We start from the raw sequence: 19,753 nt of genomic DNA, 5'->3' as shown, positions 1-19,753 counted from the left end.
CGGCTGGCCGCCGCGCAGGCGCATCCTTGCGCCTCTTTATTAACACGCCATTAACATACGAATATCATTGCTACGCGAATAAATGCTTGGACAGATGCAAGCATAGCAGAGCCCACCCCGAAGCGCGTCAAGGGGGCTAGAGGTAGCCCGCCCGCTTGATGGAAAAGTAGCTGTTGATAACCTGAGCGGTGAGCTTGCTGGGGGCGCAATCTACGAAAAACAGACCTTGTGCGCGCAGTTTTTCCTGTAGCTTGTCCCGCTGACGCAGATAGTCCACCACACCGGCGTAAACCACCGCCTGATCGAAATTGCGCACGTCCTCCGCAAGCGTCCGATCCAGGGTTTCCTCACGCAGATTCGCCACCAGCACCAAGTGACGCTTTTGCAGCAGCCGACAGGCGTTGATGATGTCGTCGCTGTCCTCTTCCCTCAGGTTGGTGGTGAGCACCACCAGAGAACGCTTGCGATATCGCTGCATTAACTCGCGGGCCGCCTCCAGATAATCCGGCGCGGACTTATCCGGGTAAAAGTCGTAGAAGTGGTTGATCAGACGATTGATATTGGTGGCGCCCTTGATCGGCGACGCATGCTTTACGGAAGCGCCGAAACTCATCATGCCCACCGCGTCGCCTTGACGTAAGGCGACATAGGACAACATCAGCAAACAGTTGAGACAGTGGTCGAAGTGCGTACTCACGCCATCCTGCGTCAGCATACGGCGACCGCCATCCAGCAGCAGTATGACCTGCTGATCGCGCTCGTCCTGATACTCCCGGGAAATCAATTTCTGGCGACGGGAAGTGGCTTTCCAGTCGATCTGCCGCTGCGAATCTCCCTGCCGGTATTCCCGCAACTGATGGAAATCCATGCCTTCGCCGCGACGCGGCTTGCGGCGGATGCCCATCTGGCTGGTGTGATTGTCCGTGGCCAATAACTGATAGCCTTCAATGGAGGCGAAGTCTGGAAACACCTTGGCGGAGGTTTCCACCAAATGGGTCTGGCGCAGCAACCAGAATCCCGCCACCGAACGCACGCGGACTTCCGCCCGGGTTAATTCCAGGGGGCCGCGGCGACGGGGCCGCAGTCGATACTCCACAGTCGTGCGGTGACCCGGCTCCATTGGCACAACCAAGGGCAGTCCTTCGAACTCGCAATCCACCGGAATATGGTCATGCACTTCCAGCGTGGCCGCGTAAGGAAAGTCATGAGTTATAGTGAGCTTGACGGGAATCCACTGATCCAGCGCCAGATTGTGGCGCACTTCCCGGTGAATCTGCGCCGACGGCAGACGCCAGGACACGAATAGATCCGCCGCCAGCAGCAGGACCGCCACCGTCGCCAGCCCCATCAGCACATTGAAAAAGCCCTCGCCGACCTCGCTCCCTGGCGCCGGCAGCCAATCGCCGTCGCCTGTCCACAGCTCATAGCCCTGCCAGCACAGCAGAGCAAGCGTGACGGCGAGCCCGCAGTAAAGTAACTGCGGACTGGGTTGCACCCCTCTGCGTTTCATTTACGAGGGGCCTCAATCTCTTCCAGCATACCGGCGAGGAGTTTATCGACGCTGACGCCTTCGATCTCCATGTCTGCGGATAGCAGCAAACGATGTCGCAGCACCGCTGGGGCCAGTAATTTAACGTCATCGGGCAGGATATAGGGACGCCCTTCCATCAACGCACGCGCTTTCGCTGCGCGAATCAGGTTGATGCTGCCGCGTGGACCTGCGCCGCGGGCGACGCCCGGCCATTCACGAGTGGCGCGGGTAATGCGCACGGCGTAATCCACCACCGCGTCATCCGCCAGAATCTGCCAGGCCGCCGCCTGCCAGGCGCCGACTTCTTCCGGTGTGGTCAGGGCGCTGACCCGGGCCAGATAATCCACCTTGGCGCCGCGGCTGTCATTGACCTGACGTACGATAGAGGCTTCATTTTCCGCGCTGGGGAATTCGATCAACAGCTTCATGATGAAACGGTCCAGCTCCGCTTCCGGCAGCGGATAAGTGCCTTCCTGCTCAATCGGGTTCTGGGTCGCCAGCACCATAAACGGCGTGGGCACCGGGAAAGACGTGCCATCGATAGTGACCTGATATTCCTGCATCACTTCCAGCAGCGCCGCCTGGGTTTTGGCGGGAGCGCGGTTGATCTCATCGGCCAGCAGCAGGTTGGTGAACGCCGGCCCTTTGCGGATTTTGAAGCTTTGCGTTTCCATGTGGTACATGGAGTGGCCAGTCACGTCGCTGGGCATCAGGTCGGGAGTGAACTGAATGCGTCCGAATTTTCCCTGGAAGGTTTTCGCCAGCGCCCGCACCAGCAGCGTCTTGCCCAGACCGGGAACGCCTTCGATCAGCACGTGTCCGCCGGCCACCAGGGCGATCAGGGTATGTTCGATAATGTCGGACTGCCCCACTATCGCCTTTTCCAGCTCAGACTTCAGAGTCTGCAGTTGCTGGCTGATGGATTGCAGTTGAGATTCTTCGATGTGGGCTTCACTCATAACTTATCCTTTATTCGCTTCAACGCTCGAATAATATTGACAAAACTTACCGGATCATTGGGTATCGGGCCGAACAGGGCCGCTTCCACCGCTTGTTCATTCATTTGAAAATGCTTGGCCAGCTGGGCGATCTGAACCGATTGCTCCAGCCGCGTAATATGCTGCAGCCGCTTGGAAATCGCCTGCCAGGTTTCCGCTCTGACGCTTTCCACCAGAGCCTGACCTTTATCCATACGCCACAGGAAACGGGCGCTGGCGGCGATATGCTCAAGAATCTGGCGCTGGGTTCCCGGCTCTTCATCCCGCAACGGACCGAAGCGCATGCCCCGATACCACAGCCACAAAAACAGCGTCAGCGCTCCTACCGCAATCGCCGCATAGAAGTGACGCCAGAGCACGGACCCCAGACTGGGGAAATCCCGGTTGTAATAGAAATGCATGACCCCGCTGTCTCCCGGAGCCATTTGCCACAGCATGTAGGCGTGGTCCTGGCAGCCGATAGCGAAGTTCTTCCACATATCCAGGCTGACCATGTAGGTCACCATGCCGTCGCCATATTCGTACTGCAGCATGCGCGAGGCGCCGTCCGGGCCGACAGAGGCGTAAAGATAATCGTCCTGACCATAAAGCGTATCGTTGGACAGGAAATGCACGCCAATGGTGTTTTCATCGCCCTCGAACGAGAATTCCGCCTGGGGATACAGCATGGGGCACAGATCTGCTTGCGTGATGCCGACATACCCGCCAATAGTGCTAATGGCGCCCCACAGCTCCTCGTCGAAGTCGCCCTGACCATTGCGCTCCACTTCCACACCGAACTCTTCGAAAATCGGGTCCTGGATTTTTTCCATGCCCTTAAGATAGGGATTCTTCGCCGTCACCATCAGGTGACCGCCGCGCTCCACCCACTCCAACAGCGTTTGCGCCCGTTTTTGTGACAGCGAGCCGTAAGCGTCCACCAGCACAATGGCGTCGTCTGTAGACGTTTTCAGCGCAAAATCCGGGTTATCGAAGCCGCGGAAGCTGGGATTGCTCTCCAGCTTATAGCCGCGTTTTTCAATGAATATCTGCGCCGCCAGGAAAGGCTCCCGGCGGGCTTTCTCATTCGGCCCCAGGTCGCGCTCGTACTCGATCCACTCCAGTCCCTGATACCAATAGACGCCCAATGCCACCAGCACCAATACAGCGACGGCGATACCGATAGCGGCGAAGGAATTACTGCGCTGCATGGTCGCCTCCTTCCCGCTCTACATCAAACACGTTGGTCCAGCCCCGGCATAGCTCCTGAAAATGCTCGGCAGTGGGCAGTTCGTGAGCGTAGGCCAGATGCTGCCAGACCCGGGTCAAAACCGCGAAATAGTCGCTGAGCGCGCCGCCTTGACGCCGCTTCACCATCGCCACGCAATCTCCTTCGGTGGCGCCGCGATTCAAACGCAGACCATGGCGATGCACCAAACGAGACAGGCCGCCGCGGTATAACAGACCCAGGGCATCCCGATGTCGCCCTTGCTCCCACAGCGCCCAGGCCTCGTCGGCTAATTGCGGCGGCAGGGACTCTTCACGGATATCAAGATCAAACACGTGGGTCGGCTTGCTCTTCTCCTTACGCTCGATGCGGGGCATCCATGACAACGCCAGGATGGAGTCCCGATAGCGATACAGCAGATATAAAATCAGGCCGATCAGCGTCGCCCAGATCAGCAATTTGAAGATCTGGGCGAAGGATTCGCCAAAGGAAAAGTTGGAGCCTTTGAAGTCGTCCAACTGCTTTTCGCGCTTTTCTTCCTGGCGGTCTTCCCACTCTTTCCAGAACTTGGGCGCCTCTTTCTTGACGATATTACGGAAGTCCGGTCCTTTCAGAATCTTCTCGATATCTTCCTTCGCCTTGTCCGGGGTCAGCGCTGATCTTTCCTCGTCCCAGCTTTGGCTGTCCGCCGTTTCAGCCTGTTCCGTCGCCGTCTCTGCGCGAACGGAACCAGAGGGAGGAAGCGCCAGGGCGCCCAACGCCAGGACTAAACACATTGCCTGCGTCACCCGACGCGCAGCCCCGCCTTCGCCGGGCTGAACCGATCCCTTACCATCATCCAGTCGCTGTCCCAGCTGACGGAAAATCAGCTCAAGATCCCAGCCTTCCAGGGTAATGCGGCGATTCAGGTACAAAGAGAAACCACTGGCGGCGTATATAGGGCCGACTAAGGTCATGCCAATGAAGTAACAGGCCGTGTACAGCGGCGCAGCTTCTAAAACGGTCTCCCACTCCAGTTGCACGCCTTGTGGAATGAACATAACGACCAGCCCCACGGCGGCGAGCATCAAAAAGTTCTCCAGATGCACGCCGACAATGGTGACCCAGAAGCTGACCGACGCCGCATTATCGCGATGCAGCACCGTCATACGCTGCTGACGGTTTTTGCCTTTCAGGCCTTCCAACTGAATCACAGGCAAGTCGAACGAACGGGTCGGGCTGAAGCGCCGCCAGGTCAGCGTGGCGAAACATTGCAGAAACATCAGCTTCGACGTTTGCCGCAGGGTTTCCTTAATCGTCGGGGGCGCGCCGAACACCGCGCGGCTCAAGAAATAAAGCTGCCCACGCTCAAACAGCGGCTTCACCCACCACACGGCGATACTGACGTAGTTAATGTCGTCAATCAGTAACCAGCACAACGCCACCACCGGCGTCATCGTCAACAGCCATACTGCGTAGAGCTGCTTCCACCAGCGACGTACAAACTGACACCCCAGATCCACCGCTTCGTAGTGGTCCCGGGGGCGTAAACGGAAATTGATATTAGCGGGGTTCACGCACCCTCCCGCTGAACACAAAATAACAGGTCACCAACGCCCACATCACAGCGCCTACGCTATATTTCACCGCCACTGGCATGGTGTGATCCGACGACCAGAACGCTTCAATAAAAGCGGCGATCAATAGCATGCCCACCATGCCAAACAGAATGGGCGTGCACGCTTTGGCCGACCGCTTCAGTGACTCCAGGCGGGAGAGATTGCCGGGAGATAACAGAGAAAAGCCCAGCTTAATGCCCGCCGCCCCGGAAAACACTATCGCCGTGAGCTCAAAGGCGCCATGGGCGATAACGAAGGTCCAGAACGGCTCGGTGTAACCAATCTCCGTCAAGTGTCCGGCGACGGCGCCCATATGGATGCCGTTGTAAATCAAAAAGAACAGGCTGCCCAGGGTATACAGAATGCCGGTGGCGAAGGTGCGGAATGCGATACCGATGTTGTTATAGATGTAAAAACCGAACATCTGCACGTCGGTAGACGCTTCTCGCGGCCGCCCCAAGCGTTCTGAGGTGGGATCGTACATCGCTTCGTAGGAAGCGACATCATGCGGGTCCAGCACCAGATTCACCAGATCCGGCTGCAGTTTGATGGCGATGATCAGCACGATGAACGGCAGGTACAACAGAGCGCTGGCCAACCAGACATATTGCTGATTGGCGCGCACCGCCTGGGGAAAGTCATAGCGGATAAACCCCAGAAAACTCAGCCAGAAATGACTGGGGCGACGATACAACATCTGATGTCCGCGCAGCATCAGATCATTCAAATAGGAAATCAGGTGCGGCGAATAGCTGCGATGACGCGCGACGGACAAGTGCTGACACAGTCGCCGGTAGGAACTGGCGAAATTGCGATAGCCTGTTGTATCGCCTGTCTCCAGCCTTTGCAGTAATACTGCGTACTCGCTCCAAAAATGCTGCTGTTGGCGCTCAAATACGTCCTGCTTCACTGCCGCTCCTCAGGTGGTTGCGCGATGGATGATGACGGCTCCGGTGCGAAAGGCTCCCGCACAGGCTCGGGTCCCGGCGTTTTACCCAGCAGATAGTTCGCCATCTGATTGAGATTAACGACCGCCGCCTCGTCTTTTTCGTGATGTAACGGCTCCAGAATGTTGGCCAGCTCCTGGCGACGCGCCTGGGACAGCACGCCCGCCCGTTGCGCAAACTGCACGATGGCCTTCTGCTCTTCCGGTTTGAGGGGAACGCTCGGCGCCCGCACGCCCGGCTCCGCCAGCGCCGTCAGGGTCTCCGGGCGACGCGCCCTGACCACCACCGTGCCGGCGGCGATGTCGCCCAGACGCTTGAATTGTTTGTTGCACATCATGGACACCAGCCCCAACGCGTAAAACACGGGCAGAATGTCCGCCGTGCGCAGGAGATTGCGCAACAACGAGGAAGAAAAGGTAATGGGCGCGCCGTCATCGTGTACGACGATAAGGTTCATCCACTTTTTGCCCGGCGTCGCGGCCCGGTAGACCTCAAACAACACCGGGTAAAACCACTCCAGCACGAAGTAAATAATCAGCGAGATGCCGACGCCGGCTTCTCCAAAAATAGACAGGACAATCATACAGGCCAGGACAACACCCAGCCGAATGAGGAAGTCGGCCATGTACGCCAGCGCGCGGGAAAGCGGCCCGGCGGGAGTGAGATCGAAGTCCACGCCTTCCGGCGTTTCTATTGCGATGGAAGTATCCAGCATCCCGGCTTAATCACCTTACTAAGGAGTACATCAAAAAGGGCCCCGTATTTTACAGTAGTTGGCGGACTTGCATAGCCCAATGGGCGTTTCGCACAGCCCAAAGGGCGTCTCGCGCAGTCCAACAGGCGTTTCCAGGCGTTGTGCTCGGTGCGAATGGCCTGCTCAGGAGCCTGCCGCGCCTGAATCCAGCAACTCTCTCTCACGGTTGCGGCCACGGTTGAAATTCAGCTGCGAAACTATCATGCCGGCCAGCATAAGACCACATCCGTAAATGGCTTTTTCATCCAGGACTTCCTGCAGCATCAGCCACCCTCCAAGCACCGCGAAAACCGTCTCCAGACTGATGATGATGGCGACCCGCGTCGCTGGCGCATGCTGCTGGCCGATCACTTGCAAAGTATAGGCGATTCCCACGGACATGAAGCCCGCGTAGGCGATTGACCAGGACGCGCCCCACAGCCCGTTCCAGGTGGGCGTTTCAATGGCGAACGCTACGGCCCAGCTCACCAGGCCGCAGACCAGAAACTGCACGATGGAAATATGCAAAGGGTTAAAACGGGGAGACAGCCATCCGATCATCAATACATGTCCCGCCCAGAAACCGGCGCCGATCAGTTGCAAGGAGTCGCCATAGGAGACGGTAAAGTCTTCGCGCACGCTGAGGTAGAACAGGCCAATGACGCACAGCACGGCGCCAAACCATATTTTGGCCTCGGCGCGCTGTCCCCAGCATAACGCGATCAGTGGCACCAGAATGATATACAACCCGGTTATGAAACCCGCCTTACCGGCGGTGGTGTACTGCAGCCCCACCTGTTGCAGCGAGGCGCCGGCGAACAGAAAGAAGCCCGCCAGACAGCTTCCCAGCAACAGCCCTTTAGCCTTGGGTTTGGCCGGAGCCACCCGCTGCAAACGCGGCAAAATAATGAGCAGTGGAATCAGTGACAGACCGCCGAGCACAAAGCGGGCGGCGTTGAAAGTAAAGGGGCCTACGTGCTCCATGCCCGCCACCTGGGCGACAAAGGCGAATCCCCAAATCGCCGCCGCGACAATCAACATCGCTTCCGAACGATACGCGCCGACTCTCATCAACTACCTCCGTAATCCCCAGGGAAAATATAAAAGTCCAAAGGCCGCAAACAAACCGCCGATTGTATCACAACCGCCTTAAATGGCAGACTTGCCGTTAACAGGCTCAGGCCAAAAAACAAGGGACTTCCATGCAACTTTTTTCCAACGAAGCCAAAAAACCCAGAGTGCTGGTCACCGGCGCCAGCGGCTTTTTAGGCGCGCATATCTGCCGGGCGCTGAATCAGGATTACGAAGTGCTGGCGCAGAGCCACCATTTGACGCTGCCAGAGGATCTGGCGCCGTTTCGAGTGCGCCAGGATCTGTGCGACGCAGAGCTGACGCAGGCCATGTTCCGCAATCTGACGCCGGACGCCGTGATCCACGCCGCCGCCCTGTCCGATCCCAATACCTGCCAGCAGCAACCGGAACGCTCTCTGCAGGTGAATGTGGAGGCGACGCGCCTGCTCGCCACCTTGTGCGCGGAGAGAAATATACCGCTGCTGTTCACCTCCACCGATCTGGTGTTCGACGGCCGCCAGGGCGTATACCGGGAAAGCGATCCGGTGAGCCCCATCAATCGCTATGGCGAGCACAAGGTGTTGGCGGAAGAGTCGATCCGCGAACGCCATCCCCTCGCCACCATCGTGCGTCTGCCCTGGATGTTCGGGCTGGGTCTGCTCAAGCCAAGCGGCGTGACGCAATGGCTGGAGCGCCTGCGTCAGGGCGACGCGCTCACCGGCTTTGTCGACGAATATCGCTCCGCCGTGGATTACGCCACCGCCGCCCAGGGCATCGTGCGCTTTTTCCAGATGCAACAGGGCCTGACTCTGCATCTGGGCGGTATTGAAACTGTCTCCCGTCATCACTTTCTCAAGGCGCTGGCGCGCACGTTTGAACTTGATGAAGACCTGGTTCAAGAGCAAAAACAAAGGGATGTCATCATGCCGGCCAAGCGCCCCCGCGACGTCAGTCTGGACAGCCGCCGCGCCAGGGGACTTGGCTATAAGACCCCGTTCATGGATGAAATGCTGGCGGAATTGCGCAACATTTAGTCACTTTTAAACGCAAATCTGCACAGAGTTCTCACCTTCCGTACAAGTCCGGTTGCAAAACCGTTACGGAATTCCCCTGTTGCGCCGGTCATACTGAGCGACAGGGGGGACCTTTAATGATCGCGAAGAATTGCCAAGCCTGGGTCGACTTTCTGAGCCGAATCGAATTGCCCGTACTTTCTGAAACCATGCGGGAAATCAACGAGCTCACCGCTACCGGCGACTGTTCCGTACAGCAGCTGGCGGACGTCGTTTTGAAAGACGCCGACCTGACTTCGCAAGTCATTCGTCAGTCCAACACCGCCTTTTATAATCCATCCTGTCAGCCGGTGAGCACCATCAGTCGCTCCATTATGCTGCTGGGATTCGAAACCGTTCGCTCAATCGCCGTGTCATCCCTGGTGATTGACGCGCTGTTAAGCAAATCGCCGCGCATCCACTTACAGAAAAGTCTGGCCCGTGCGCTGCATGCGGCGGTGCAGGCCAAGCGTCTGCTGGGCAAATTTACGCCCTCGCGCAGTGAAGAGATTTTTATCGCCGCGTTGCTCAGCAATATCGGCGAACTGGCGTTCTGGTCCTGCCGCACGCCGCAGGCGGACGCCCTTGACGAACTGCTGGTGCGGGAAGAGCCGGTCACCGCCCAGAAACAGGTTCTCGGCGCCACCTTCCCCGCCATCACCCGCGGTCTGGTGGACTGCTGGAAACTGGGACCGCTGCTGCAGGCGGTGGTCAGTGGCAACAAAGCGGACAACCAGATGGTGACGCTGATCCGCAGTATCGTTGGACTGGTGGAAGAGGCCGAACAGGGCTGGAATTCCCCCACATTGCGGCAGTCCATCAACCATGTCGCCTCGCAGTTGAACGAGCAGCCGGACAACCTGGAGCAGCGCCTGAAAACCAATGCCCAGGAGGCGGCCAAAATCGCTGCGGCCATCGGCATGAAACAGATCGTCAATCACATCCCCGGTCATAACGCCCGCTACGCTGGCGAGCAAACGCCGCCGCAACCTGCGGACCCAACGTTACAGTTGCAGATTCTGCGCGACCTGTCGGTGATGCTGACGGAAAAACCCGACATCAACTTGATACTGATGACGGTGGTGGAAGGCCTGCATCGCGCCGTCGGCCTGACCCGCGTGGCGCTGCTGATGACCGACCGCAGCCAGAAGCAACTGGTTCCGAAGAAGGTGCTGGGACCGCATACCGATCACTGGAAGGAAAACTTCTGCGTCAACCTGGAATCCGACAGCCTGCTCGCCGCCATGGCGAAAGCGCTGCAAAGCGGTTGTTTCACCAATGCGGACGATCCCGCCTGGCGGATTCTGCGGGGGCCGGACTTTGACCGCCTGATCGGGCGCACGCCGAGCATGTTCACCCCGCTGCGCGTAGGTCCGCGCATTGTCGGACTGATATACGCCGATAACGCAGACTGTCGCACGCGTCCGTCCCCGGAGCAGTTTTTTTCCTTCTGCCACTTCACCCAGCAGGCCCAGCTTGGCTTGTTGCAGTTAACCGAGCAGACGCAAAACCCTAGTTCTTAAAACGGGTCACCAGTTCATACAAATTAGCGGCCACGCCCCGCAGTTGCTCAATACTGGCGGTGGACTCTCCCGCAGCGGTGGAGCTCGCCTCCGCCAGATCGGAGATGTTCACCACCTGGCGGTTGACCTCCTCCGCCGCCTGCGCCTGCTGCTCCGCCGTCGCCGCCATTTGGATCGCCATGCCGGCGATAGCGCTTACAGCGTCGGCGATGCCGCTCAACATGGTTTCCGCTTCGATCATCTTCTCCAGACCTGAGCCCGCGCTGGCCTTGCCCCTCTCCGCCACCGCGACGGAACGCTGCGCCAATGCCGTGAGCGTTTCAATAATCTGATGGATTTCTTTGGTCGATTCCTGCGTACGCTGGGCCAGATGCCGCACTTCGTCGGCCACCACAGAAAAGCCGCGTCCCTGCTCTCCCGCCCGCGCCGCTTCAATGGCCGCATTCAAGGCCAGCAGATTGGTCTGCTCCGCCACCTGATTGATCATCTGCGCCACCTGGGCGATCTGTTTCGACTGCGACGCCAGCTCCAGCACAGAACCGCCGATTTCCTCCACGACGCCGTGTAATTCTTCGATCGCCCGACGCGTTCCCACCGCCACTTCACGGCCATTTTTGGCCAGCTCGGAAGACTCTTCCGCTTTGTCCGCGGTTTCCTGCACATGCTCTGAAACGGAGCTGATCGCACTGGTCATTTGCTGCATGGCCGCCGCCACTTCCTGGGTTTCCCGTTGTTGGTCGCGCAGACGTTCTCTGGCCATTTCCGCCCTATGCAGCCCCTCTCCCGAGCGTTCGAACATCCGGGCGGACTCCGCCTCGATACGGGTCAATACCGCGTCCAGACGCGCTTTCAAACTCATGATGGCCACCGCCAACGCGCCCTCTTCCGGGTCGCCGTCGGTATAGGAAAGCACCGCCAGGGGATGACTGAATGAGCGCTCCAGCAGTTTTTGCAGCGTAGCGACCAGATGTTTGCGTCGATAGGCGGCCATGCCGGCGCAGAGCAACATCACCGCCAGCAACGCCGGTCCCGCCCAGCCGGACACGGCGCCCATTATCCAGGCGATCAGATACGCCAGGGTCGCGGCCACAGGCGCCACGTACTCCAACGGCGGCGGACGCCACCCCCGCGCTTTGCCTCCTTGATTGATCTTGCGATACAAGGCTTCCGCACGTTCAACATCTTTGCGGGCGGGGCACGTGCGCACCGACTCATAGCCGACCACCCGGTTATTCTCGGTCACCGGGGTGACGTAGGCGTTCACCCAGTAATAATCACCGCTCTTGGCCCGGTTTTTCACCAGCCCCATCCAGGGCTTTCCCGCTTGCAGACACTCCCACATGACCTTGAACGCCGCAGGCGGCATATCCGGGTGACGGATCAGATTATGGGGCTTGCCGATCAATTCTTCTCTGGTGTATCCGCTGATCGTCACAAACACATCGTTGCAATGGGTGATGACGCCTTTCAGGTCCGTGGCGGACACCAGCTTTTGCTCCGGTGTGAATTTGATTTCTTTCATTGTGACAGGAAGGTTCTTTCGCATAGTCGCACCTTCGGTTGCTTGTATTTCTCAAACGTTTTGCAAGGCAAAACTGTTTTTCAAAATACAACTATAGCAACTGACTTTAATCAGGCAGGTTGGAAGCGCGCGCGGTATTCCGTCATGGTCAGGCCGGTGGCGAGTTTGAAAAGCTTGCGAAAGGAGCTGGGGTCTTCATAGCCGACATCCCAGATGATGCGCTCCACGGGGGTGACGCTGGTCTCCAGCAGTTCTCTGGCGCGCTGGATGCGAAGTTGCTGCACGTACTGTAACGGAGACATCCCCAGGGCTTTGCGAAAACGTCGCTGCAGAGTGCGCTCGCCGACGCGGGCCACGGCGGCCATGTCTTCGAGGGCCACCTCCTCCGCCATGTGCTCCTGCAGCCACAATTGTAATTTGCGCACCGCGCCATCGCCGTGCGAGAAGTCCGGGGCGAACAATTGATAATACTGCTGGCGGCGAGGGCCGGTATCCACCAGGAAGAACTTGCCCAGATTCATGGTCAGAGAGGCGGACGTCACCCGTTGAATCATGCGCAGGCCCAAATCCATCCAGGCGCTGACGCCGCCTGCGGTGACAATGTCGCCCTGATCCACCAGCAGCTCATCCTCCACCAGCTCCACCAGGGGAAACATAGCCTGAAAATCCTTCGCCAGCCGCCAGTGGGTGGTGGCTTTGCGGCCATCCAGTAAACCGGCCCCCGCCAGCGCGAAGCTGCCTGCGCAGGCGGAGGTCATGATGGTTCCCTGCTCATGCAACGCCTGCAATCCGGTCGTCAGCGCCGGTTGGCGCCAGTCCACCGCCAGGGCGTCAAAACAGGGTGGTACGATCAGCACATCCGGCGCCGTCTGCAGCGCCTCATGTAAAGGACGGGAGGCCAATCCCGGCTGGCTGGCGTCTTCTCCCGTGCGCCAGAAACTGATCTGCAACTCGGGCCAATGCGGCGAGGCCGCCTGACGTCGATATTCTTCCGCCACGGATAACAAGTCTTTCAGTCCAAACACCGCCGACTGCATGGAAGTGGGATAAAGCAGCACGCCCACCTCGTAACGTTTGATGCCTGATTGGGTTTGCGCCATGTCGTAATCCACCCCGCATTTGTCGTTTACGACATCAGCATACCTCGCGCCCAGTCCCTAAGATAGTCCTCAACCTGATCAGCCAGCCGAATCCCCATCAACAATGCGGCGGCGCAGGCTACCTGAACCCTAATTGAAGATGAAAGGAGACGAATATGACTGCGACCAATCTGCCCGCGATCAACCTACCCAATACGGCATTACTGTTAATCGACATCCAGAACGACTACTTCCCCGGCGGCGCCATGGAGCTGCATCAATCCGAACAGGCTGCAGCGAAAGCCGCCAGCGTGTTGCGCGGATTCCGCCGCGCCGGCTTGCCGGTGATCCACGTCCAGCATGAAATGGTTGGCGACCGCGGCTTTTTTCTTCCCGGCACGGAAGGGCAAAAGATTCACGCCTCCGTCACGCCAGAAGCGGATGAAACCGTCGTCGTGAAAAACTACCCCAGCAGCTTCCTTCGCACTGAACTGGATCAACTCTTGGAGAAGCAGGGCGTCAAACATCTGGTGATCGTCGGCATGATGACTCACATGTGCGTCAACACCACGGTGCGCGCCGCGGCTGAGCATGGCTACGGCGTCACCCTGATCGGCGACGCCACCGCCACCCGCGACCTTATTCTCGACGGAGAAAGCGTTCCGGCGGAGCATGTGCAAAAAGCCATGCTCGCCAGCGTTATCGGTTTCTTCGCCGAGGTCACGACAGCGGATAGCTTTCTGCAACAACATAATCTGATCTAACTCCCTACCCTGTAAGAAAAAACAGAAAACCGGGCTGTCTGTCACATTCAGGCGGCCCGGCCGCATTTTCCGATTGCATTGCCGCCGCTTTTCATTACCTTTGCCGCCTGATGGAGAGAGTCGCCGCACATGACCGGCGTTTTACAGTATGGACAGTTCATGGACTGCCTGCAGATTACTTTCCCGAATGAAATTCCCCAAAAGCCGTAAGTCTTTTCCCCGTTTCCCCTTTAGCGTGGGGAGGTAGCCGCACAAAGCGCGCAAACCTGGCCGGACCGACTCTTTTCCTGTTGGAGCGTCGGCGGCGGGTACGGACGCCGGCCCGAATTGCACTTGCAGTTTGTCCGGAATGCAGGGAGGCAGGCGGGGAAAAGCGCCAGGGCTCGCCGCAGTGCGGGCGTTGCACGTTAAACGATTAAGAGGCCGGGCCGAAAGGCTGCGGCGTTGGGCGTCGTTTCGGAAATCAGCAGCGTGGCTCTATTGAACTGCAGTTTAAGTTCGCACGAGGAGAAAACCCATGAATAAGAAAACGATCCTTCTCTCATTGGCGCTATGCTGGCAAAGTCAGGCCGCAACGGCCGGCGAAGTCGAGGTGCTGCACTACTGGACCTCCGGAGGGGAAGCCGCCGCCATCGACGTGCTGAAGGATCTGGTGAAAAAACGCGGACATACCTGGCGCGACTTCGTGGTGCCGGGCGGCGGCGGCGAGAGCGCTAACGCCGAACTGAAAAAACGCGTGATCCAGGGCGAACCGCCCGCCTCCGCCATGGTCAAGGGCCCGGATATCGAACGCTGGGCCAGATTGGGTTTTCTGCAGAATCTGGATGAATTGGCGAAAAAGCAGCACTGGGATGAAAAGCTTCCCCCCGTGATTGCGGACGTCGCGAAGTTTCGCGGCCATTACGTCTCCACGCCCGTGAACGTGCACCGGGTCAACTGGATGTGGATCAACAAACGTATTCTCGATGACGTCGGCGTCGCCGTTCCCACCACCTGGGAAGAATTCGAAGCTGCGGCGAAAAAAATTCAGGCCAAAGGCTACCCGGTCATCGCCCATGGCGATCAATCCTGGCAGGACGCCACCGTGTTTGAGTCCGTCGCGCTGGCGGTGGGCGGCGAAGAGTTCTACCGTCTGGCCTTTGTAGAAAACGACTATGGCGTTATCAAAAGCGACACCATGACTAAAGTGCTGGCGCAGTTTCGTCGCTTGCAGCCCTATTTCAAGACCGACTTGAAGAGCCAGGATTGGAACGTCGCCACCCAGGCGGTCATCAATGGTCAGGCCGCGTTCCAGTTCATGGGCGACTGGGCCAAAGGCGAGTTTGAAAAAGCCGGCCAGAAAGCCGGTAAAGATTTCGTCTGCGCGCCCATGCCGGGCACGTCCAACCAGTTTCTCTACAACATCGACACGCTGGTGATGTTCCAGCTCAAATCCGCAGACGCTCAAGCCGCCCAGCAGGATCTGGCTGACGCGATCATGAGCGAGACTTTCCAGAATGTTTTCAATCTGAAAAAAGGCTCCATCCCTGCGCGCATGGACGTCAGCCTGGATCAGTTCGACGACTGCGCCCGCCTGAGCCGCGCGGATTTTCTGGCGGCGGAGAAAAGCGGCGGCCTACTGCCCAGCATCGCCCATGGCATGGCCACTACCGCGCGGGTGCAGGAAGAGTTCTACGCCGTGTTGCATGAATTCCTGCACGATCCCGGCATGAGCCCGGAAAAAGCCACTGTCACTCTGGCCAAGCGAATGCGCTACGGCTCCTACGCCATCAACTGACGCCCGCGACGGCGACACTGCCTACCAACGCCTCCGGGGGATGACCCCGGGGGCGTATTTTCATCTTTTTTACGCCGACCTGCGCCGCCAGCAAGGAGGATAAGCCTGCGCCATCTCCTCCAGGGGGGATTTTAGGGGGGAATTTCACTGTCTGGATTTAAACGCCTTCCGTAGAAACTACGTAACCCATTGATTAACAAATACAATATGACGCCAGCACGGCTTGGACGGCAGCTTGGTGGGTGTCGCGTATTGCCTATAGCATAGCTCCACCACACGCACTCAAAGCAACAACAAATATAATCGGAAAGGCGTACCTCTATGAAACGTTGTTTTACATGGAACTGCAGGCAAGGCGTCAGCGCTTTGCTGGCGTTAACACTTCTGGCCCTGATCGGTTGCTCCAACGGGGGCGGCGACAAGGGCGACGGCTCCTCGAACGGCGACGATGGCCTCTACACTCCCACCGCCTCCCAGGCCGTTATTTACTACAAACGCGAAGACAATAACTACGAAGGCTGGGGATTGCACCTGTGGAACGCCTCCGGCGCCGCTTTCGTCTCCAGCGACTATATCAGCGGCGGCGAAACCAGCTGGTCCAAGCCGTTGCCCGCCACGGGCGTGAGCACTAAATACGGAGCCTATTACGTGGTGGATTTCGACAGCGCCGCCTGGTCCTCATTCAATCTGATCATGCACAACGGCGACGACAAGGATCTTGGCGGACAGGACCACACCTACAGCAAAGCGACGCTGGGCGACGACGCCTTTTCTTTCAGCGGCGTGGCCGTGCTCTACCCTGACCCGCTGGAGAGCCCTCCCGTCGCATTGGAAGGCGCGAAAGCCCATTGGCTGGACGCCAACCTCATCGCCTATAACGGTTCCGGCAGCGTGCGTCTGTATCACTCCGCCAGCGCCGCAATCACTGTGAACGCCACTACTGGTGAGCTGAGTGGCGGCGACGCCATAGAACTGACCTCCGCCAGCCTGAGCGATCAGGTCAAAGCCCGCTTTCCACATCTGGCCTCCTACAGCGCCTGGGCTTTGCCCGACTCCGCCGACGCCAAAGCGTTGCTGAAAGAACAACTGATCGTGGCGCAATTCAGCGCCGGCGGCGAATTACGCGGCGCCACGCAAGTGCAGACCCGCGGCGCGTTGGACGCGCTGTATGCGGACGCCGCAGCGGACGCGCAACTGGGCGCAGTCACCGCCGGAAACACCACCTATAAAATCTGGGCGCCCACCGCGCAAAGCGTCAAAGTAAAACGCTACGACGCGGATAAGAACCTGCTTTCCGCCGACGCCATGGCCGCAGACCCAAGCAGCGGCGTCTGGACCTTCGCCAGCGATCAGAACGACAACGGCCGCTACTACCGCTATGAGGTGAAGGTCTACCACTACCAGACCGGCGCCGTGGAAACCTTCGATGTTACCGACCCCTACTCCCTCAGTCTCTCCACCAACAGCGAATACAGTCAGGTGGCGGATTTGAGCGACGTCGCCCTGCAACCGGGCGGCTGGAGCACAGACGCCGACACCTCCGCTTACGCCGTGTCAGCGCCGGAGGACATCATCATTTACGAAACCCATGTACGCGATTTCAGCGGTGCGGATAAGAACGGCACAGCCGCCTACAATGGCAAGTTCCTGGCCTACACCGAGCCTGGCCGTGAAAGCATGACGCACTTGCAGGCGCTGAAAGACGCCGGCTTGACCCATGTCCACCTGTTGCCGGTCTTCGACATCGCCACCGTTGATGAGCGCAGCGGCTCCCGCGCCGATCTGGACAGCACCAAAGCGGAGTTCTGCGCCCTCAACAGTGCGGCCGCTCTGTGCGGCGACGGAACCGTAGCGGACTCCGTCACGCTGCGCAGCGTACTGGAAGCCTGTGATCCCGCCACCGGTTGCGCCCAGGCCTTGATGAACGATCTGCGGGCGCTGGACAGTTTCAACTGGGGCTACGATCCATATCATTACACTGCGCCGGAAGGCGGCTACGCCAATGATCCGGAAGGAACGTCGCGCATTCTGGAGTTCCGTCGCATGGTGAAAGCGCTGCATGACATGGGACTGAATGTGGTGATGGATGTGGTGTACAACCACACCAACGCCGCCGGCGCGGCGGAAAAATCAGTGTTGGATAAAATCGTTCCCGGCTATTACCAGCGTCTGAATCCTGAATCCGGCGCGGTGGAGAACTCCACCTGCTGCTCCAATACCGCCACCGAAGCCGCCATGTTCCAGAAGCTGATGGAAGACTCGCTGGTGGTGTGGGCTCGTGACTATCACATTGACTCTTTCCGCTTCGACCTGATGGGTCACCATCCCAAGGCCGGCATCGAGTCCGCCCTCGCCAAAGTGCGCGCCGTGCGCAGCAACGTCTACTTCTATGGCGAAGGCTGGAACTTCGGCGAAGTGCAAAACGACGCCCGTTTCGTCCAGGCCACGCAGCTCAATCTCGGCGGCAGCCAGATCGGCACTTTCACCGACCGCCTGCGGGATGCGGTTCGCGGCGGCGGCCCCTTCGATTCCGCCGACAGCCTGCGCGCCAACCAGGGCTTCGCCAACGGGCTGTATAACCTGCCCAACGAACTTAACAGCGGTTCCGAGGCGGAGAAATCGTCCTTGCTGCACCTGAGCGATAACATCCGCGTCGGCATGGCCGGCAACCTCACCGACTTCGTACTGGTAGACGCGTCCGACGCCACCAATGTCGGCTCCAACCTGGATTACAACGGGCAGCCCACCGCCTATGCGAAAGATCCCGCCGACACCATCAACTATGTCTCCAAACATGACAACCAGACCCTGTGGGATAACAACCAATACAAGGCCGCTTCGGACGTCAGCGCCCAGGATCGCGTGCGCATGCAAATGCTCGCGCTCAGCATTCCATTGCTCAGTCAGGGCGTGCCGTTCCTGCACATGGGATCGGACATCCTGCGCTCCAAATCCATGCAGCGCGACAGTTACGACTCCGGCGACTGGTTCAATAAAGTGGACTTCAGCTACACCGACAATAACTGGAACGTCGGTCTGCCCAGGGAAGACAAAGACGGCGCCAACTGGCCGCTGATCCAGAATGTGATCGCCAACGTCAATGCACAGGCGTCCACCGCACAGATCACTGACGCCGCCGCCGTATTCCGCGACTTCCTGCGCGTCCGTAGCGGCAGCAAACTGTTCCGTCTGGAAAGCTCCGCCGATATCAAAGCACGGGTGGATTTCCATAATGTGGGTTCAAGCCAGATTCCCGGTCTGATCGCCATGTCCATCGACGATGGAACCGGCCTGACCGACCTGGACCCCAACCATGACGCCATCGTGGTCATCATCAACGCCAGCGGCGCGCAGCAAACCATCGCCGTCCCCGGCGCCAGCGGTTTCCAACTGATCGACGCGCAGGCGTCCGGCGCCGATCCTGTGGCGGCGAGCGCAACAAGCAGCGGCGACAGCTTCACCGCCCCAGCCCTCACCAGCGCGGTCTTCGTCAAACCCCAGGGCGCGTCGCAAGGCGCCGGCCTGCCGGTGAATTACGACAACAAAGATCCCTCTGCGATTCCACCGTATGGCCCGACCACCCTGTATCTGCGCGGCGACATGAACGGCTGGAGCACTGAAACGCCCCTGACCTTCAGCAGCAATGGCGACTATGTCGCCACTCTGACCCTTGCGGCGGGGAGCTACGGCTTGAAAAWCGCCGATGCGGACTGGGCCGCCATCAACTTCGGCGGAGGCCTGACGCTGACGCCGGGGGAAACCGCCGCACTTACCGCCGGCGGCGATAACCTCAGCCTGACCCTGACGGAAGAAAGCCAAGTCACCTTCCGCTTCAACGCATCCGACAAAGATGCGACCACACTGACCCTGACCACTGCCACTGTGGCTGAAATGAAGTAACCTCTTCAGACAAGCCATTCATTCCATCCGACGCTTGGCGCCAGCAATGGC

14 protein-coding genes are annotated in these 19,753 nt (G+C 58.9%); 5 read left to right on the top strand and 9 right to left on the bottom strand.

Annotated features, from left to right (window positions below):
• Window positions 1-136: 136 nt before the first annotated feature.
• From KP814_RS03540 to KP814_RS03510, 7 genes are all read right to left on the bottom strand, one after another.
• Window positions 137-1,510: a DUF58 domain-containing protein gene (locus KP814_RS03540; protein WP_216735458.1), complete on the bottom strand. Its 1,374-nt coding sequence runs from the start codon at window positions 1,508-1,510 to the stop codon at window positions 137-139.
• Window positions 1,507-2,490: a MoxR family ATPase gene (locus tag KP814_RS03535; RefSeq protein WP_216735457.1), complete on the bottom strand. Its 984-nt coding sequence runs from the start codon at window positions 2,488-2,490 to the stop codon at window positions 1,507-1,509. The genes KP814_RS03540 and KP814_RS03535 overlap by 4 nt, the downstream gene beginning before the upstream one ends.
• The gene (locus KP814_RS03530; RefSeq protein ID WP_216735456.1) at window positions 2,487-3,719 is read right to left on the bottom strand and encodes a DUF4350 domain-containing protein; all 1,233 of its coding nucleotides are present in this window, start codon (window positions 3,717-3,719) and stop codon (window positions 2,487-2,489) included. The genes KP814_RS03535 and KP814_RS03530 overlap by 4 nt, the downstream gene beginning before the upstream one ends.
• Complete coding sequence (locus tag KP814_RS33310; RefSeq protein ID WP_216735455.1) at window positions 3,706-5,292, bottom strand: DUF4129 domain-containing protein; 1,587 nt, start codon at window positions 5,290-5,292, stop codon at window positions 3,706-3,708. The genes KP814_RS03530 and KP814_RS33310 overlap by 14 nt, the downstream gene beginning before the upstream one ends.
• On the bottom strand, window positions 5,279-6,244 hold the full coding sequence (locus KP814_RS03520) for a stage II sporulation protein M (RefSeq protein WP_216735454.1): 966 nt from the start codon (window positions 6,242-6,244) through the stop codon (window positions 5,279-5,281). The genes KP814_RS33310 and KP814_RS03520 overlap by 14 nt, the downstream gene beginning before the upstream one ends.
• A complete protein-coding gene (locus KP814_RS03515; protein ID WP_216735453.1) occupies window positions 6,241-6,996 on the bottom strand; it encodes an RDD family protein in 756 nt (251 codons plus the stop codon). Before KP814_RS03515 ends, KP814_RS03520 begins: the two co-directional genes overlap by 4 nt.
• Before the next feature lie 162 nt (window positions 6,997-7,158).
• Entirely contained in the window at window positions 7,159-8,085 is a 927-nt protein-coding gene (locus KP814_RS03510) for a DMT family transporter (protein WP_216735452.1), read from the bottom strand.
• A gap of 131 nt (window positions 8,086-8,216) precedes the next feature.
• On the opposite strand from KP814_RS03510, the gene KP814_RS03505 reads away from it, so the two are divergent.
• Window positions 8,217-9,119: an SDR family oxidoreductase gene (locus KP814_RS03505; protein WP_216735451.1), complete on the top strand. Its 903-nt coding sequence runs from the start codon at window positions 8,217-8,219 to the stop codon at window positions 9,117-9,119.
• 116 nt (window positions 9,120-9,235) lie between these two features.
• The gene (locus KP814_RS03500; RefSeq protein WP_216735450.1) at window positions 9,236-10,660 is read left to right on the top strand and encodes an HDOD domain-containing protein; all 1,425 of its coding nucleotides are present in this window, start codon (window positions 9,236-9,238) and stop codon (window positions 10,658-10,660) included.
• Here the strand turns inward: KP814_RS03500 and KP814_RS03495 are convergent.
• On the bottom strand, window positions 10,650-12,206 hold the full coding sequence (locus KP814_RS03495; RefSeq protein WP_216735449.1) for a PAS domain-containing methyl-accepting chemotaxis protein: 1,557 nt from the start codon (window positions 12,204-12,206) through the stop codon (window positions 10,650-10,652). The two genes, KP814_RS03500 and KP814_RS03495, sit on opposite strands and share 11 nt — an antisense overlap.
• Window positions 12,207-12,292: 86 nt before the next feature.
• Window positions 12,293-13,282 (bottom strand): GlxA family transcriptional regulator, encoded by a 990-nt coding sequence (locus KP814_RS03490; protein ID WP_216735448.1) that lies wholly within the window; start codon window positions 13,280-13,282, stop codon window positions 12,293-12,295.
• Between the two features lie 155 nt (window positions 13,283-13,437).
• Here KP814_RS03490 and KP814_RS03485 point away from each other — a divergent pair, with 155 nt between their 5' ends.
• The 3 genes from KP814_RS03485 to pulA all read left to right on the top strand — a co-directional run bounded on the left by KP814_RS03485 (window position 13,438) and on the right by pulA (window position 19,702).
• A complete protein-coding gene (locus tag KP814_RS03485; RefSeq protein ID WP_216735447.1) occupies window positions 13,438-14,025 on the top strand; it encodes a cysteine hydrolase family protein in 588 nt (195 codons plus the stop codon).
• Between the two features lie 517 nt (window positions 14,026-14,542).
• Window positions 14,543-15,802: an ABC transporter substrate-binding protein gene (locus KP814_RS03480; protein ID WP_216735446.1), complete on the top strand. Its 1,260-nt coding sequence runs from the start codon at window positions 14,543-14,545 to the stop codon at window positions 15,800-15,802.
• Window positions 15,803-16,123: 321 nt separating this feature from the next.
• Window positions 16,124-19,702 (top strand): pullulanase-type alpha-1,6-glucosidase, encoded by a 3,579-nt coding sequence (gene pulA / locus KP814_RS03475; RefSeq protein WP_216735445.1) that lies wholly within the window; start codon window positions 16,124-16,126, stop codon window positions 19,700-19,702.
• Window positions 19,703-19,753: the final 51 nt, after the last annotated feature.

The sequence above is a fragment of the Hahella sp. HN01 genome (genome assembly GCF_018986435.1).
GTDB lineage: Bacteria > Pseudomonadota > Gammaproteobacteria > Pseudomonadales > Oleiphilaceae > Hahella.
This window is presented reverse-complemented; position numbering and strand designations above follow the sequence as displayed.

Excerpts from the sequence above, each read along its gene's own strand:
- KP814_RS03495 (WP_216735449.1), bottom strand. The coding sequence starts at position 12,206 with ATGCGAAAGAACCTTCCTGTCACAATGAAAGAAATCAAATTCACACCG.
- KP814_RS03535 (WP_216735457.1), bottom strand. The coding sequence starts at position 2,490 with ATGAGTGAAGCCCACATCGAAGAATCTCAACTGCAATCCATCAGCCAG.
- KP814_RS03490 (WP_216735448.1), bottom strand. The coding sequence starts at position 13,282 with ATGGCGCAAACCCAATCAGGCATCAAACGTTACGAGGTGGGCGTGCTG.
- KP814_RS03515 (WP_216735453.1), bottom strand. The coding sequence starts at position 6,996 with ATGCTGGATACTTCCATCGCAATAGAAACGCCGGAAGGCGTGGACTTC.
- KP814_RS03480 (WP_216735446.1), top strand. The coding sequence starts at position 14,543 with ATGAATAAGAAAACGATCCTTCTCTCATTGGCGCTATGCTGGCAAAGT.
- KP814_RS03485 (WP_216735447.1), top strand. The coding sequence starts at position 13,438 with ATGACTGCGACCAATCTGCCCGCGATCAACCTACCCAATACGGCATTA.
- KP814_RS03500 (WP_216735450.1), top strand. The coding sequence starts at position 9,236 with ATGATCGCGAAGAATTGCCAAGCCTGGGTCGACTTTCTGAGCCGAATC.
- KP814_RS03510 (WP_216735452.1), bottom strand. The coding sequence starts at position 8,085 with ATGAGAGTCGGCGCGTATCGTTCGGAAGCGATGTTGATTGTCGCGGCG.
- KP814_RS03540 (WP_216735458.1), bottom strand. The coding sequence starts at position 1,510 with ATGAAACGCAGAGGGGTGCAACCCAGTCCGCAGTTACTTTACTGCGGG.
- KP814_RS03530 (WP_216735456.1), bottom strand. The coding sequence starts at position 3,719 with ATGCAGCGCAGTAATTCCTTCGCCGCTATCGGTATCGCCGTCGCTGTA.
- KP814_RS03505 (WP_216735451.1), top strand. The coding sequence starts at position 8,217 with ATGCAACTTTTTTCCAACGAAGCCAAAAAACCCAGAGTGCTGGTCACC.